The sequence below is a fragment of the Funiculus sociatus GB2-C1 genome (assembly GCF_039962115.1).
GTDB classification, from domain to species: Bacteria; Cyanobacteriota; Cyanobacteriia; order Cyanobacteriales; family FACHB-T130; genus Funiculus; species Funiculus sociatus.
In genome coordinates this window covers 64,087-81,318 of sequence record NZ_JAMPKJ010000017.1, presented here as the reverse complement: position 1 = coordinate 81,318, position 17,232 = coordinate 64,087, and the positions used below count along the sequence as shown (strand labels likewise).

Annotated in this window: 9 protein-coding genes and 1 pseudogene; 2 read left to right on the top strand and 8 right to left on the bottom strand. The window is 44.3% G+C overall.

Annotated features, from left to right (window positions below; all coding sequences use genetic code 11):
• Positions 1 to 124 precede the first annotated feature (124 nt).
• Both NDI42_RS10745 and NDI42_RS10740 read left to right on the top strand, forming a co-directional pair.
• Positions 125 to 1,564, top strand: a complete 1,440-nt coding sequence (locus NDI42_RS10745; RefSeq protein WP_190452560.1) for a phosphoglucomutase/phosphomannomutase family protein — start codon at positions 125 to 127, stop codon at positions 1,562 to 1,564.
• 161 nt (positions 1,565 to 1,725) lie between these two features.
• On the top strand, positions 1,726 to 1,980 hold the full coding sequence (locus NDI42_RS10740; RefSeq protein WP_190422764.1) for a lipopolysaccharide assembly protein LapA domain-containing protein: 255 nt from the start codon (positions 1,726 to 1,728) through the stop codon (positions 1,978 to 1,980).
• A 136-nt stretch (positions 1,981 to 2,116) separates the two neighbouring features.
• Here NDI42_RS10740 and NDI42_RS10735 read toward each other — a convergent pair whose 3' ends face one another.
• The 8 genes and pseudogenes from NDI42_RS10735 to NDI42_RS10700 all read right to left on the bottom strand — a co-directional run bounded on the left by NDI42_RS10735 (position 2,117) and on the right by NDI42_RS10700 (position 16,441).
• Positions 2,117 to 2,689 (bottom strand): thermonuclease family protein, encoded by a 573-nt coding sequence (locus tag NDI42_RS10735; RefSeq protein WP_190452558.1) that lies wholly within the window; start codon positions 2,687 to 2,689, stop codon positions 2,117 to 2,119.
• 59 nt (positions 2,690 to 2,748) lie between these two features.
• Positions 2,749 to 3,246 (bottom strand): annotated as a pseudogene (locus tag NDI42_RS10730) (Rpn family recombination-promoting nuclease/putative transposase); the annotation flags it as partial.
• Positions 3,247 to 3,393: 147 nt separating this feature from the next.
• Positions 3,394 to 3,876 carry a chemotaxis protein CheW gene (locus tag NDI42_RS10725; RefSeq protein WP_190452554.1) on the bottom strand — a complete coding sequence of 161 codons (483 nt, stop codon included), beginning with the start codon at positions 3,874 to 3,876 and terminating at the stop codon, positions 3,394 to 3,396.
• A 54-nt stretch (positions 3,877 to 3,930) separates the two neighbouring features.
• Positions 3,931 to 7,884 (bottom strand): hybrid sensor histidine kinase/response regulator, encoded by a 3,954-nt coding sequence (locus tag NDI42_RS10720; RefSeq protein WP_190452552.1) that lies wholly within the window; start codon positions 7,882 to 7,884, stop codon positions 3,931 to 3,933.
• A gap of 230 nt (positions 7,885 to 8,114) precedes the next feature.
• A complete protein-coding gene (locus NDI42_RS10715; protein ID WP_190452550.1) occupies positions 8,115 to 13,925 on the bottom strand; it encodes a GAF domain-containing protein in 5,811 nt (1,936 codons plus the stop codon).
• A 112-nt stretch (positions 13,926 to 14,037) separates the two neighbouring features.
• Positions 14,038 to 14,625, bottom strand: coding sequence for a chemotaxis protein CheW (locus NDI42_RS10710; RefSeq protein ID WP_190452542.1), 588 nt, complete (start codon positions 14,623 to 14,625; stop codon positions 14,038 to 14,040).
• Between the two features lie 34 nt (positions 14,626 to 14,659).
• Positions 14,660 to 15,025 (bottom strand): response regulator transcription factor, encoded by a 366-nt coding sequence (locus tag NDI42_RS10705; protein ID WP_190422746.1) that lies wholly within the window; start codon positions 15,023 to 15,025, stop codon positions 14,660 to 14,662.
• 132 nt (positions 15,026 to 15,157) lie between these two features.
• Entirely contained in the window at positions 15,158 to 16,441 is a 1,284-nt protein-coding gene (locus NDI42_RS10700) for a response regulator (protein WP_190452540.1), read from the bottom strand.
• Positions 16,442 to 17,232: the final 791 nt, after the last annotated feature.

The window sequence follows — 17,232 nt, the reverse complement described above, 5'->3', positions numbered from 1 at the left end:
TCCGGATTTTCTACCGTCAAATTCAAATAACTTGTGTAAACACACTTATTTGTGATTGGCGGCGACATCTCAAAGCGATGGGTGTCTTGTAGTATTTAGGTGGAATAAAGAGGAAGTGGTCAAGATGAGTGTAGCCAGCAGTTCCAATAAAATTAAGTTTGGCACCGATGGATGGCGGGGAATTATCGCTTCGGACTTTACCTTCTCCAATGTGTGTAAGGTAACGCGGGCGATCGCTAGTTATCTCGAAACCGCCTATTCTAAAGACCGACCAGTTTTAATTGCTTACGATACCCGTTTTCTAGCTGACCAGTTTGCCCGTACTGCTGCTGAAGTTCTTGTAGACTTAGGCTGGACAGTAAAAATTGTCGATCGGGATTGTCCGACTCCAGTAATTGCTTACAACGCTAAAATTCTCAACTCAGCAGGGGCGCTGATGTTCACCGCTTCTCACAACCCTGCACCCTATTGCGGCATTAAGTATATCCCCGACTATGCTGGCCCAGCTACTCCGGAAATTACAGACACGATTGTAGCCAATATTGAAGGGGCATCAGATGAGCCGGCTTCGGGCAAAAATACCGATAAAATTTCTACCTTTGACCCGAAGCCAGATTATCTCCAGTTTATTTACACGCTGCTGGATGTAGAGCGAATCAAGAGCGCCGGACTGAATGTGAAGTACGATGCTCTGTACTCCACCTCTCGCGGATATTTGGATACCGTGTTAGAACACTGCGGTTGCGAAATTGAGTCATTCCACACACACCGCGATGTCCTATTTGGCGGCGGAATGCCAGAACCGAAAGGGGAACAGCTGGAGGAACTGGTCGAAGCGGTACGCCGCGATCAAGCGGATTTGGGTTTGGCGACGGATGGAGATAGCGATCGCTTCGGTATTGTAGACGAACAAGGCAATGTGCTGACACCTAACACTGTGCTGCTATTGCTGGCGCGTCACCTGATCAAAAATAAAGGCAAAACTGGGGCGATTGTTCGTACAGTTGCTACTACCCACCTGCTAGATAACTTTGCTGCAAAATACGGTTTGGAAATCTACGAAACTGCTGTCGGCTTCAAATACATCGGCGAGAAAATGCGCGAGACGCAGGTGCTGATTGGCGGTGAAGAATCAGGCGGACTGAGCATTGTCGGACATATTCCCGAAAAAGATGGAATTTTAGCCGATATGCTAGTGGCAGAAGCGATCGCCTACGAAGGTAAGCCACTGTCACAACTGGTAGAAGAAGCGATCGCTGAAGCTGATGGCCCTCTGTACAACCAACGCCTAGACTTGCACTTAGAGGATGCCCACAAAGCCGCTGTCATCGATTCTTTCACCAAAAATCCCCCAACAGAAGTTGCGGGAATTAAAGTCAAAGAAGTAGGGCGCAAAGACGGCATCAAACTTTACCTGGAAGATGGCAGTTGGGTACTCTTGCGTCCCTCAGGTACAGAACCACTGATGCGCGTTTATCTGGAAACAAACTCTCCCGAAAAACAAAGCCAAATCGCTCAACAAATGGAACAAACGATTAACAAGTTGGAACCAGCAAAAGTTTAGGCGAAAGGAAGAGTTAGGAGTGTCCGCGATCCGGGACTTTTCTTAATATCCGTAGAACAGGTGTCTTGCCTTTCTTAATATTCGTAAAACAGGTTTCTGTCCTGTTTTATAATGGCAGGCGAGACGCCCTATCTAGGGTAAATCAAGGTTTAACAAAATCAATGAAAACCTTTACCAATTTACTCACATCCATAATTTTAGCGATTTGGGCGGGCGCGATCGCCATCCTTGCCGTGCAGAACGCCACATCAGTGTCGCTGAAATTTTTTACATTTGAGTCAATTCAGATGCCAGTAGGCGTTGTGCTGGCTTTTAGCGCTGGTGTGGGAGCAATTGGTGGTGCGATCGCGCCTCTTTTCTGGTCGCGTGGCAACAGGCAGCTGCAATCTGAGTACGCCGAAGAAGATTTTGAATAGCTATTGCCCATGAAATCCCGGCTATTCAAACAAAACCTACCCCCGGCAGGTTTCAGAATGCTTCATTTTTCTCTTAGTCCGCGCAGGCGGACGCAAGTTTGTGTAGCCCCACCCTTCAAGGTGTGGGCAGATTCCGCTATTTACTTGCACTCCGCCAGTCCCAAGGTTCCACAAATTTTGTGTCTCGCCAGACACCGCGTCTCGCCTTTTTTGCCTCAGCTTCTGCTTGCTCAACAATAGCCGCACTGGGACAATCTTTTATGTATTCGCGATACACCAGCACCAGCCCTTCTTTGACCAGAACTTCTTGAACAAAAGTGCCATCAGGCAGGCGCACCTCACTCACTTTGCGCCCATACTGGTCAGTATCGGTGATAGTTAAGCGGACGCGATCGCCACCTTGTTTTACCAGTTCTTGCAAACGCTGCTGCGCTTTAAATCCCCACTGAAATTGGTTTTTGTCCGCTGTTTTTTTGCTTTCCTTTTCCTTTTTGGTGTGAGGAATTTCTGGAGCATCCACGCAAGCAAAGCGCACGCTGATGTTTTTCCCACCGCCATCCTTCACATTAATAGTATCCCCATCGCTAACGTTGTTAACTGGGTACGTGGGAGGGCCAAAAATAGCTTCACACGCCACCAAGCTAAGGATAAGGACAGCAGCACCAGCCAATTTGAGGGAGTTCTGAAATAATGTTCGCGTGCGAGTCATCGTCAAGTATTTATAAATAATGAAGCTTTCAGCAGCACAGATTTTTTCTATCTTGACATAGCAATGTTCATTTTCGCCATTAACGCACTAGCAACTGGATTGGGTTGCCGCACAAAATCTCGCCAATTAAGCTGATTTAGCTAAATGACATCATACTTGAACTGCAAAACAACTTTATTAGGAAATGCTACCTCATAAACATTAGGTTCTGGAGTTTTGGGGCTGTTATAGGAAAACACCACCACAGGGTACACAGGCAAGTCGAATTTTTCAGACAAGCGAGAGAAATAGCGGAACATCCGCTTGCCATTAGTTTGATGTTGTCCTTGGTTCTCTACATGAATTAGGAAAAAAGATTCCTGACCTCGAAATTGAGCCTTGACGATTCAATCAGCTTCATAACGTTCTCCAGCGGTTACATCAGTAAAGACCTCTTTATCTAAAAACTCTATCGAATTGCATTCTAGATAAGTTACTACATCTGGCAAAAATAAGTCTATGAACTCCACAAAAAAGGTGGTAAGGAGTTCTTTAAACAAGCGGTTATGGTCAATCATCCGTGTTTGTCGAAGTTGCTGGATTTAATTACTTTATTTACATCCAATTCTGTCCTGAACAGACATCAACCGCAAGGTAAACACTCACAGAGACAGTGCTGTCCATTTTTAAGCGAATTTGAGAGCGCCCATTGGTAACTATATTCCTCAAGAAAGTTTGGTTGTACTATCAACATCTAACAAAAATAAGGTTAGATTAGTCTCTAATTGACAAATGACAGCGACATGACTGGCTATCCCAAGAGTATCAGAGTTACGGAAAGATTCTGGTAAAACTCGGATGCTGGATAATGGTACATCCATCAAAGCTGGGACGGTTTCAACGGGGATACCATAAAGTTCACCTACTGTATTTTGGATAACGATTAGGTAGCCTTGTTTATAGTTTTCGTTAGTGTTAGAGGATTGAAATAATCGCTGCTGTAGATTCAAAACAGTAACTTCGCGATCGCCCATATGGACAATCCCCACTCCATTGACACCACCACCATAAATGGGCGTAGAATTGAGGACTTTGTAGACTAACTCAACGCGCAAAGCCAAGTTTAGGCTACCCATACTAAAGACAAGCACTTTGAGAGAAGGTGCAGCATGGGAAGCGTCTAATGTTGTTTCCGGTTGATTACTCATTGCTCTTGGCTGAGTGGGAGAGGGAGAAAAAGAGAGGGGAGGGATAGTTACCAATTACCTACTACCCTCTTTGTCAATAAGAGTTTTGATTGCTGCTAAAAATTCTTGATCTAAGTAAGGCTTGGTGAAGTAGGCGCTGGCTCCCAAGTGAGCCGCTAGTTGTCGGTGTTTATCACTGCTGCGACTCGTCAGCATGATAACTGGAATTTTTGATAGCAGTGGTTCTTGACGACGATGGTTGAGAAATTCAAAGCCATTCATATTAGGCATTTCAATATCACAAACTACCATTTGGATGCTTGAGTTTTGCTGCAAGTGTTCGATAGCTTCGCGACCATCTCTTGCTTGCAAAACTCTATAACCTACTTTTTGCAGAGTCAAGGCTAAGGTTTGTCGCAAAGCGATTGAGTCATCTACGATTAAAACTAGGGGAGATTTGGCAGTATTGGTTGATACCTTAGTTTTATCAGTCAATGCAGTTTTAATTGGGGTAGAAGCTGGCAAATCGGGTAAAGTGGTAGTGACAAGCGCATTCTGACCTTGCCCAATAAACTGGTTGATAAGAGTTGCGCCATCAATCACTGGAATCAAACTACCATCCCCTAAAATAGTGCAGCCATAGATATAACTCGGAGGCGCGATCGCTCCACCAAAGGGTTTAATTACCAGTTCTTGCTCTGTGACTAAGCGGTCGATTTCTAAAGCTAGAAATTGATTATCTTGGCGCAGCAGCAGCATCGGTGATGCCCAATCTTCTGGAGAAGGAACGGCTACCAATGCTTGGCTAGGGATTGATTCCGGCAATGGAACTGCATAATCTAGTAGTTCAGATAAATGATAGACAGGGACAATTCGCTTCCTCCAGTGCAAGAATCTCTGTTTCCCAGATCGCTTCACCTGGTCAGATTTAGGAATTAAAATTTCTTCGATGCTGTCAGAGGGTAAGGCATAGGCAGTTGAACCCACCAAACCAACGAGTAATTTGGCAATAGTCAGCGTCAGTGGGATGCGTAAGGTAAAGGTGGTACCTCGTCCGAGAGTAGATGTCACCGTGACCGTGCCTTTGAGCGATCGCAATTGCGATCGCACCACATCCAAGCCAACTCCTCGACCAGAAAGTTCGCTCACTTGAGTTGCTGTTGAAAATCCTGGCTCGTATAACAAATCAAAGAGTTGATCTGTCGGAGTTGTAGCTAGTTGTTTTGATGACAGCAACCCTAAATCTACTGCTCGATTGCGGATGCGTTCCAAATTGATGCCTTGACCGTCATCCCGCACTTCAATAACGGTTTGACTTCCTTGGTGGTAGGCGCGAATTTCAATCTGACCCCGCTCCGGTTTTTTTTGCTGACGGCGCACTTCTGGTGGCTCAATGCCATGATCGAAGGCATTACGAAGTAAGTGCAATAAAGGGTCGTAGAGTTTTTCCAAGACTGCTTTATCAACTAAAACTCCTGTCCCGCTCAATTTCAGATCGACTGGTTTATCGTAAGTTGTGGATAAGTCGCGTAATGTGCGAGGATAGCGAGTCAAAACTTCACCAAGGGGAAGCATCCGCGCCCACATCAGATCGTCCCGCAGATGTGTGACCATTTGACGTTGGCTTTCTATAGTCTGGCTGGATTGCCCAGCTAGCAGTGCAACGTCACCCACTATTTCTTCGAGTTGCGCCATTTCTTCAAGAGTGTCTTGCAGCAGGGAGTGCAGTTCTCCATAGCTGTCCATCTCTAGAGAGTCAAACTCAGTTTGAGTGCTGAGTGTTGTTAGCTCCTCAGCACGAAGTGCGTCCTGAGGAGCCAGCCGCGTGGGTGGGTTGCCGCCGTTGAGCGAACTGGCATTGCTGAGTAAGGATTCTTTGCCTTCCCCTGAAATTTTAAAGTTTAGAGATAAATCTTTCTTTCCCTGAGTCAGCTTTCGTGTCTGGTCACGAACTTCGTGCCGCTCAGCTAACAGCACCCTCGAAGGAGCTACTAGCATCTCGTCTGATAAATCGCGAAGATGATTTGCTAGTTCCTGAAATTTCCCCAACCGACGCAGCAGCTCTTGAACAGTCCCCTGCAATTGCTCATTTTGTAGAGAAAGGCTATTTCGATTGATGGATAATTCACCCACCAAATTATTCATTCGTTCTAGCCGATCTAGATCAACTCTGACGGAAAGGTGATGGGTCGGATTTGTGGGAGATGAAGTGGCTTCATTGTTTTCTTGGACAGCAGGCTCAAGAATCGTTTTTGGATTTTGGCGGGCGGATTTGGTTAATGGGAGTACGGGAAGGTTAGATTTTTGATTGTTGGCAGTATCCCCCAATTCAGAATTGGGAGTAGTTATATTAGAAACTTCCTTTAAAGAGTCTTTTTGTGCGATATAAGTAGCAGGAAACTCTTCTACCAGAGGCAAACTGTCAAATACCTGCTCAATTGATTTAACTAAATTTTTAATTTTATCTGGGGATGGCGCTTCAACTAAGTCCGAATACAGTTCTTGAGGTGGTGTAGAAACTGGGGTGGCTGGAAGCGGCGGAATTCTAACCAACTCAGTTTCTTCTTTGGCTAGCTCTATTTTAGTAATTTGCTCTTCTGTAGTGATGTCATTAGAAGTTTTTACACCAACTATATCTGCAATTTCTGTATTTGGTAATTCTGAAAAACCGTTAATTAAATATTCTTCTAAGCAATGAACTTCATCAAATATACTTTTTTGAATTATTAAATCACTTTCTGAAACTTCTTCTGTTGCAATCGTCATTAGCTCTAATTCTTCAACTTCCAATAAATTTGAATTTTCTGGAGATTGCTGGCTAGACAGAAAATCATCAATGAGCTCTTCTAAAGAATAGGTGAAATCAATAGTTTCCTCTTGAATCAATAAGTCACTTCCTAGAAAATTATCTTCTGTTGAAAGAACCGCACTCCAGTCTGATTTGCTACTTTTAGAAACCTGGGAAATCTCTGTAGTTTTGGGTGGCGAGGCAGAGAGAGCCAAAATCTCATCCACAGAAAGAATCGGAGTTAATATCTCTTCTTCTTGAGGAACTAAAACGATCGCATGGACTTCCTCTGGTGAGGTGACGGAAATCGTATCTGATACATCAATATTGGAGCGGGTTGTTAGTTCTTTCGTCTGGGATGTCAGGTCAAAGATTCCAAAAAGTTCATCCACAGAAGGAATTGCCTCTGTTGTCTTCTCTTGAGTAAGTAGCTCTGCTACTGTAAGTACCGTGGGTGTGGGTACAGCAAGTTGTGCTAAAGCAGGGGAGGGGACACCGCCTTCAGCGCGATCGCCTGCCAGCACTGCTTCCCTACCTGCCTTAAAATCAGCTAATGCTAGTTGTGCAATTTGTAGAGTTTGCTCTGGATGAGCATTGAGAGCCGCTATAGTAGTTTGGGCGATCGCTCCAAATCCTGGCAGATTCAATAGTTCTGCTATTCCGGTAAATACATCTGCTATTGCACGTAATTCTCCCGCTACTTCGTTGCCTTCAGGATAGATCACAACATTGGTAAGGCGATCCAGTTCCTGCGCTACGTCCACTTCAAATATAGATAAGGTAATATCTATTCCCAATTCAACTGGATTGAGAATGGGGTCTTCTCCTCCCAGAAAATCTCCTAATTGCCCCTCAATTTGTGCAAACACAGGTTCTGCTATTGCCATTGCCTGCTCTGGATTGAAATAACCAGTGGTAATTTCATCCATTAAAGGCAGGCGGAGACAATCATAAGCCTGCAACAGCAAGGTTTCTAATTCATCATCAATCTGAATTTCCTCGTTGTAGAGTGCTTTAAAGAAATCTTCTAGGCGGTGAGCTAAGATTTTGATTGTTTCCAGTCCCACGCAAGCAGCTCCACCTTTTATTGAGTGGGCGGCACGCATTAGGTTGTGAACTTTAGGGGTACTGCGCTCTGTCTTCAGTGTCAGCAACTCGGCTTCAATTAGTTGCAACAGTTCTGAAGCTTCTTGAATAAAAAACTGATAGGCTTGGTCGCGGATATCAGAGTCGATCGCCATATCAAAGAGTTGAAGATTTTAAACGGTTGAAGGTTACAGGTTAGAAGGTTGTAGGTTGCAAGTTAGAAGGTTGCAAGTTAGAAGGTTGTAGGTTGCAGGTTAGAAGGTTGTAGGTTGCAGGTTGGCTTTTGAACCTTCAACATTGAAACCTTCAACCCTCAACTATTTAAAACCTTCAACCTTTCAACTTTCAACTATGGGATAACCTTCAACCTTTCAACTCTCAACCCTTATTGCACTTTGAATTTACCAACGTTAGCTTGCAGTTCTTGAGCCAACGCCAGCAGTTCCTTAAAGGAGGCGGATACTTCAGTAGCTCCTGTTGAAGTTTTATTGGCGATCGCTGCTACGTTGCTCATTGTTTGAGTAACTTCATCGGAAGCTTTGGACTGCACCGCCGCAGCTTGAGCGATCGCCTCCACCAAGGAGCTGATCTGGACACTGGCAGCAGTAATTTTATTCAGGTTCTGGCGGGCTTCATCCACCAGCTTCGTACCTGTTACCACCTGCTCGGTGCCAGATTCCATCGCTGCAACCACCTCATTAGTTTCCGCCTGAATGCCTGCTACCAACTTTTCAATTTCAGCCGTTGCTGCCGCAGATTGTCGAGCAAGCGATCGCACTTCATCCGCAACCACAGCAAAGCCTCGACCTTCTTCTCCAGCGCGGGCAGCTTCGATAGAAGCATTCAACGCCAACAAGTTGGTTTGGGCAGCAAAGGTGCCAATTAGGTTCACCACTTTGGAAATCTTTTGCGAAGATTCGCCCAAACGCTTGACCTTTTTAGAGGTTTCTGCTACGGTTTCCCGAATTGCCAAAATTCCGTTCACCGTCCGGTTCATGGCAGCGTCACCTTCTTTCACAATTTGGGTAGCTTGTTGCACAGCAGCCTCCGCTTGTTCAGCATTAGCGGCAACCGCTCGAATTGAGCTGGACATTTCCTGAATTCGATCCAGCGCCGCTAAAATTTCTTCAGTTTGCCGCAGGGCTTCTGTCGATAGCTCTTGGACAGAAACTTCATTACTACTGGTAGTTGCTGTCACTTGTTTAGCGGCGGTTTGCACCTGATTGACGATTTTCCGCAAGCTAGAGATCGTCGCATTATAGGAGTCAGCAATAGTGCCGATTTCATCCTCAGTCACTTGCGCCCGAATGGTAAGGTCGCCTTTACTCACCGGATCTACTTCCAAGAGCAGTTCCAGCGCCCGTCTTTGTAGGGCTTCCTTCGCTAACCTTTGCTGTTGGGCATTTTCAGCTTGTTGACGGGTAGCTTCCTCTTGAGCTGCCAGCAAAGTTTGAATCTGTTCTACGAGAGTTGCTTGGTTCAGCGCAAGACCTACTTGAGTTGCCAACTGCATGAACAAATCGATTTCACCCTTCTGCCAAGTGCGAGCTTTGGAACACTGATGAGCAATCATCAAGCCGAATAGCTCGTTGTCTAACATAATCGGCGCGACCAAGTTGGCCTTGACTTGAAGGCGCTCCAACATCTTGATGTGACAATCGTTCAAACCAGCTTGATAAATATCGTCAATGGCACGGATGCGCCCCTTGTTGTAGCTTCCCCCGCTCGTTTCTTTCAAGCAGGTGTCTTCAATTTTGACTCCTTGAGTGGGCATCCAACCCGTTTCCACAGATTCTGCGATCACTGTCCCATCCCAGTTAGCATCGAAGCGATAGACGATCAATCGCTCTGTGTTAAATGCGTGTCGCACCTCTTCGACTGTTGTGCTAAGGATGTCCTCCAGCTTAAGAGATTCGCGAATGCGAAGCGTAATATTTGATAAAAGTTGCGATCGCTTGGCTTCAGCTTCCTTCTGTTCCAAGTAACCAATCCGGTCTATCGCTAAGCCGACTTGAGTAGTCAACTGCGTGCAGATGGCGACTTCCGACTGCTGCCAAACCCGAGGAGATGAACACTGCTGGACACACATCAACCCCAGTAGTTTATCACCGCTGACAATCGGGGCGATCGCATTGGCTTTGATTTTTAATCGCTCGTACAACTCAATGTGACAAGGCGTGAGATTCGATTGATAGATATCATCAATGACAAATACACGACCCTGACGATACAGTTCTACCCCCTCCTGCGAGTCGGTGAAGTAGGTATCAGCAACTTTTATATTCATGCAACTCGGCAATCCCGGCATCATCGCTTCCGCAACCACAATTCCACTCCAGTCCGGGTTAAAGCGATACAGGAACACTCGTTCTGCATTGAGAATTTGTTGAGCGCCAACAACTGCTTTGTCGAAAACCTCTTGGACATTTAGAGATTCACGCGCACTATTGGCAATGTCTGCAAACAGTTGTGTTAGCTTGGCTTCGACTTCTCGCTGTTTCGCTTCAGCTTCCTTTTGTTTCAGGAAATTGATCCTATCTAGAGCTAGCCCGACTTGAGTGGACAACTGCGTGCAAAAGTCAACTTCATACTGCTGCCAATTGCGAGACGTTGAACACTGCTGGGTACACATTAAGCCGAGTAGTTTATCACCGCTGACAATCGGCGTAATTACGTTTGCCTTGATTTTTAATCGCTCATACAACTCAATGTGGCAACCCGTCAGATTGGCTTGATAAATATCATTGATGACAAATACACGACCCTTACGATACCTCTCTATCCCCACCTGTGAATCGGTAAAGTAGGTGTCAGTAATGGTCAGGTTCATACAGGTCGGCAATTCTGATATCATTGCTTCAGCAACAACATCTCCACTCCAGTCTGGATTGAATCGATACAGGAATACTCGCTCCGCGTTGAGGATTTGTTGAGCGCCAGTAACTGCTTTCGCAAAAACCTCCTTTACGTCTAGAGTTTCCCTAGCGCTAGTAGCAATGTCGGCACATAGTTGTATTCGCTTGCCTTCGACTTCTTGTTGTTTGGCTTCAAATTCCTTCTGTTCTAGGAAAGTTATCCTGTCTAAAGCTAATCCTACTTGAGTAGACAACTGAGTGCAGAAATCGAGTTCATACTGTTGCCAATTCCGAGCAGATGAACACTGCTGGGTACACATCAATCCCAGTAGTTTATCGCCGCTGACAATCGGCGTAATTACGTTTGCCTTGATTTTTAATCGCTCATACAATTCAATGTGACAAGGGGTGAGTTTGCCTTTGTAAATGTCATCAATGACAAATACGCGCCCATTTCGATACAGTTCTACTCCCACATTAGAGTCGGTGAAGTAGGTATCTGTCACCTTAATTTGCAGGCACGAAGGCAAACCTGGCATCACCGCTTCAGCGACCACAACTCCACTCCAGTCCGGGTTGAAACGATATAAGAATACCCGTTCTGCATTGAGGATTTGTTGAGCGCCTGTCACCGCTTTTTCAAACACCTCTTTAACATCTAAAGTTTCCCTCGCACTGGTAGCAATGTCGGCACACAGCTGTATGCGCTTGGCTTCAACTTCTTGCTGTTTGGCTTCAGCTTCCTTCTGTTTGAGGAAATTGATACGGTCTAAAGCTAAGCCTACTTGGGTAGATAACTGCGTACAAAAGTCAACTTCATACTGCTGCCAATTCCGAGAAGATGAGCATTGCTGCGTACACATCAAGCCTAATAACTTGTCGCCACTAACTAGCGGCGTGATTATATTGGCCTTGATTTTTAGTCGCTCATACAACTCTACGTGACAATCCGTGAGATTGGCTTTGTAAATGTCATCAATGACAAATATGCGACCATTACGATACCGTTCTACTCCCACATTAGAGTCGGTGAAGTATGTGTCACTAACTTGCATCTTCAGGCAAGAAGGCCAACCAAGTGCAACTGCTTCGGCGACAATATCCCCACTCCAGTCAGCGTTGAACCGATACAGAAACACCCGTTCTACATTGAGGATTTGTTGAACGCCAGTAACTGCTTTCTGGAAAACCTCCTTGACATCTAAAGTTTCCCTCGCGCTGGTAGCAATATCAGCAGACAGTTGTATGCGCTTGGCTTCAACTTCTTGCTGTTTGGCTTCAGCTTGTTTTTTTTCTAAATAGCTAATCCGGTCTAAAGCTAGCCCCACTTGAGTGGACAACTGCGTGCAGAAATCGACTTCATATTGCTGCCAATTTCGAGGAGATGAACACTGCTGGGTACACATCAAGCCTAGTAGTTTATCGCCGCTGACAATTGGCGTAATTATATTAGCCTTGATGCCAAATTCCTCATACAACCTGATATGGCAAGGATTGAGATTGGCTTTGTAAATGTTATCAATGACAAAGACACGACCATTGCGGTATAGTTCTACTCCTACGTCTGATTGTGTAAAGTAGGTGTCATTAACTACCTTATTCAAGCACGAAGGCCAACTGGGTGCCACTGCTTCAGCAACTACATTCCCACTCCAGTCCGGGTTGAAGCGATACAGGAACATTCGTTCCGCGTTGAGGATTTGTTGAGCGCCAGTAACTGCTTTTTCAAATACCTCCTTGACATCTAGCGATTCTCTAGCGCTGGTGGAGATCTCAGCAAATAACTTTGCCCGTTTTGCTTCAAATTCTTGTTTGCGTAACAAGTCTTTGACTCTAGCCACCAGGTTATTAAAGCTAAGAGCCAAAGTTTGGGTTTCCGCAGTACCGCGAGGTTCAACGTAGGCATCCAAATTTCCAGCCGCTAGCTGCTCTGATGTACCCGTTAATTCTTTTAAAGGTGCAGACCAACGGCGTGCTAAGCTCACTACAATCCCTGTACCAACTGCTCCTAGGGTGAGGAAAATTAGGACAAATATTAGGCCATGCTCATTCCCTGCGGCTCCAATCTCAGAAAGCTCAATCGAGGTTACGCTGACTAAGTCTATGCCGGGAACGACGGCAAGGGTATACTTTCTGTCGTCGTAATTGAAGGAGGTGCTTAAAACTAACTGTCCTTGTTCGTGAACAAAGGGAATAATAGTTAGTCCTTGGAGTTGATCTCTAGTAGTAAAATAGCTAGGCTTTCTCCCTAAACTTGGCTTTTCTCCAAAAACAGTTTTTTGTGCTTTTAGTTCTTCTAACAGAGCTGTTGCCTTTTGGAAAATCGGCTCACCCCCTAGCAGCTCTGCGTTACCAATAGTGCCATTAGGCGTTATTGTGCTGATAACGGCTTTGCTTGCAGGAGCTAAAATCTGAATTTTTTCCGATGCGCTGAGACCTATATGTTTTAAAGGCTCTGCCAAATCGTCAAAGTTGGCAGCAGTCATTACACTCTTAATGACACCTAGAAATTCGCCTGAATTTGGATCTTTAATTGCGTTGCTCAGTTCAATACTAGGATTTCTGCCTTGCTCAAGCTTAAATTCACTAATCCACTGACCTTCACTTTTTGCTTTTTGCCACCATTCATTGCCACTCTGGACAGTATTTTCAACAGGAGCCGCTGAAGCAACAACTAACCCATTTTGGTCGGTAAACAATAATTCGGGAAAATTCTGTTTTTTCGCGGTTGCCTGCAAATAATAATTTAATGTTGGGCTAGGCTGGGGTGGTTTTGGAACTGCCAAATTCACCTTTGCTTGAGAAGGTGTTAACTGATTAGGTTGAACGGTTTGGGTTGATTTAGTAGCAGCGCGAGCAGCATTAATAATTAAAGGATTTTCTGCTAAAGAGGATGGAACGGTAAAAGCATCCTTAACCTTGCTGCCAGCTAGGTCGGAGGATAGCATAGCGTCATTCCATAACTTTGAGTCAGTGCTACGAGCTGCCTGATAGTTATTTATTGCCCAGAACGCCGCTCCAGCTATAGCCAGAGGTGCCAATACCACAGGTAGGATTGTTGTTAGCAATTGGCTGCGGAGGGTGGAGCTTTTTTTTGGTAAACTTAGTTTTTGCGGCTGCTGACTAGGTTTTTCTTGTTTTTTTTGCTCTAGTCCATCCCTCACCAAGTTATCTGCATTTTGCTCAAGGCTCTGGTATTCGTTAAAGTCTTGTTGAGTAGCAGTTAGTTTAAGAGGAATAGGCTCTTGATGCTTAGCAGTTACTTTGCGACCATTTAGGCGACCGCGACCGTTAGTTGTGACTTTTGTTGTGTTAGGTTGAGGATCGGATGGTTGATGCATATATGAAAGTTCTCTCAGCTATAGAGAATTATGGCTATTTGACTGGGCTAATAAATTGAGAATTTAATAGGGTAAAACCAACTAAATTCAAAAAATAAATTGGTTAAAAAGATTAACATTTTTGGTTGGGCATTCCCGCAAAAACTGATTCGCTGTCTAAAACTACCAACATCTCTCCAGTGGATTTTATCCAATAACCTCGTAAAAATGGCAGCAGTTCAAGAGTTACAGCCGATTGAAGGGGAGATTGGATTAAATTTGGATCGCACCATTCCATATCTTCCACTTGATTAACCACCAGTCCCAGCATTTTTCTACCCGTAATTTGGGTACCTATTCGCTGTTTTACTAACACTTGCTGTGCGCTATGAATCACAATTACTGTGTAGGTTGAGCGGCTAATTGCGTGTTGATATAAAGGGGTTAGTCCTACCAAGCGCCCCAAATCTACCATCCATAAAATCTCACCACGCCAGTTATAAACTCCCATTATCCAAGCTGGCAGATGAGGAATAGGCACAATTTGATTTATGGGAATGGTCAATACTTCCGTCATCTGATGCACAGGTAAGAGCGCTGTAGTATCAGGCAAAAGATGGAACCGCAAAAACTGCTGTCCCACAACTGCTGTATGTCCTGGGGTATGAGTTTTAAATAGCTCAGCTAAAGTCGTGTTTGTGGACAACAACTCCGATTCCATTGCTTGTCTCCTTGCCCTTTAGTAAGGGCGAACGCTAATTTTTAATTAATTGCTTAACAGTACGCAACAGTTCTTCTTGATCCACTGGCTTGGGGATGTAAGCATCTGCTCCTTGTTTCAGACCCCAGAATTTATCCATATCAGTTCCTTTCGTGGAACACATTACAACTGGAATTTTGTTAGTTTCTGCATCAGCTTTCAGCTCGCGGCATAGTTCAAATCCACTACGACCTGGCAGCACCACGTCTAGAATGATGACATCAGGTTTATAAGCCAGAATTTTTTCTAAGGCTTCTTCTCCGTTATTAGCTGTCAAAACATTTAATCCGCCCCGCCGCAAACAGCTACTAAAAATTTCTCTTTCAGTTAAAGTATCTTCAACAACTAAAGCAGTAGGCATGGTGTTAACCTCTTAGGGAAGATGATTCTAGCGTGTTACTACATCTATCAGAATAACCAGCATTAAAATATTATTAAAAGTACAAATTTCTACAAGCTTTACTTTTAATAAACTTTTTATTTAATACGGTTTTTAACTAGCGCCGTTTAAACTTTGTTTCATCACTACTTCCGCTCCACCTGCGTTGGCTGCTGATGATTTCAAAGCAGATCTTGGTGTCTTTTCTGGAGCTAGATACTTTTGAATGACTTGCAGCACTTTTTTCGGTTCTGGTGGCTTGCTTAAAAAATCTACAGCCCCAGTAAGTTTGGCTTGGCTGCGGTTAATTAGGTTGTCCCGACTGGTGAGGATAATAATCGGCGTTTTCTGAAATATTGGCGTCTGGCGTAAGAAGGCACAAAGGCTATAGCCGTTAGCATCCGGCATTACTAAGTCTAGGAAAATTAAGTCTGGCTTTTGCTTCGCGAGGATACCCATCTGTTGCAACGGCTCAGTTATCTTCAACAGCCGATATCCAGCGGGTATGAGGATTTTTTCTAATACCTGACCAATAACTGGACTATCATCAATACAGGCAATTAAAGGGCCACAGAGATTTGGCGTTGGAGATGCACCCACTTTTATAGCAGCAGGCTTTTGCTTTTGTGAAACGGGTTTGGGTAAATCTGGAACTTCTTTGAATTCCACAAGATTCTTACGAACCAAGGTAAGTAAGGATAGTGTCACTGCCCACGCAGGTTGCCGCAGCTGATAAGCAATATCCAAAAGGGTGTTTTGACTATTGAGCAGCTGAATTAGGCTTAAAGAAGCTTCTTTAGAATCTTGATTTGGTTTTTGAGGAGATTGTTTTAAAACAGGTGCCAGGTTAGGGGAAATTTGTCCTAAATCTTTCGCTTGCCACTGTTCCCACATTTGTTGAGCTTTTTGAAAAACTTGTTTTGCTGGAAGCAAAGCTATGGGAGCAGTTGATAGTTTGCACGGTTGCCAATGGCTGGTAAGAGGGGCTGGATAACTAACCAGTTCAAAAAACACCTCTAAAGCGTTGGTTTGAACAATAGCCTTGACTTGATTTAGATTTAGGCTACCTTCTTTAATGCCTTCCTCCAGCACCTGGTACTCCCAAGGTTGATTAGCAAAAGACACCTCAGGGGCAAACTCAGGACAGGATTGCTTCAACGCCCTTTGCCAACGGCGGAAGCAGTGGTGGCTGTCAGTGGCATAAAAAAGATGCCCTTGAAAGAAGTATAAGTGCCATTGACGATCGCTCTGGCTTAGCACCTCGGTCGGCGAATCGCTTGGCGTATTGTTTTGCAACTTATCGCCACTAACAAGGAGCAATTTCCCCGTTCCTTGTCGCTGGCTGACTAAATCTATTAACTGAACAATCTTTGCCAAACTTAATGTAGTGGCTTTCATTTTTATTAAATTAGTTCAAATACTGCCTATGTCACGAAGTATACAGAATTAATGAGATTTTTTTCATCAGTAAATTTTCTGATCTTAATTTCGTAATATAAATTTTATATAAAATAACTAAAATAACTTTATAAAAAGTTTATAAAATTACGGTTCTATTTGAGGATCAGAGTATTTTAACTCAAGCTAAAAACCTTACTTTACACCAATTAAGAAACAATATTAAAAGTTATTAAATTTTTATTAATATGAAAAACTATAGCCTATCTGTTTTTGGGACATACAATTTTAAATAGTTTATTAAAACTTAACCCTAGCCTAAGAATTGCGTTCTTGCGTCCAGACTATGCTTAGGTAGGTAATTGACTGTTAGTGCTGAGCAAACCCAATAGGAAAAAGCCTTACCCGACATAGTTTGCAGAGATTGTAGAAGCTAGGGTTGCTGCTAGGCGAGCAGACTGGGAACGCAAAAGCCAAGAACTGGAAGTTATAAATAGGTCAGTGAAATTAAACTATTGGTTGAGAGTTGTAGTTGGTAGGAGTACGGCAATGCCGCACCGCTACAGTTATTAGTTGTCATACCAAATCACTGTTTTGATGCCACATTTACGAGTCCCCAACCCCGTGCTAACGCACCGCTTCCCTGACGCTAGAAAAACAAAGGGCAATAGACGGATTCATGGCAGACAGGGAAATGGTATCAGTCGTTCATTGTTCAAGAGTGGAATAGCGATCGCTCTACTCGGATCGCTATGCAGGGCAAACGCATCTAAATTCTGGATTTCCTTCCC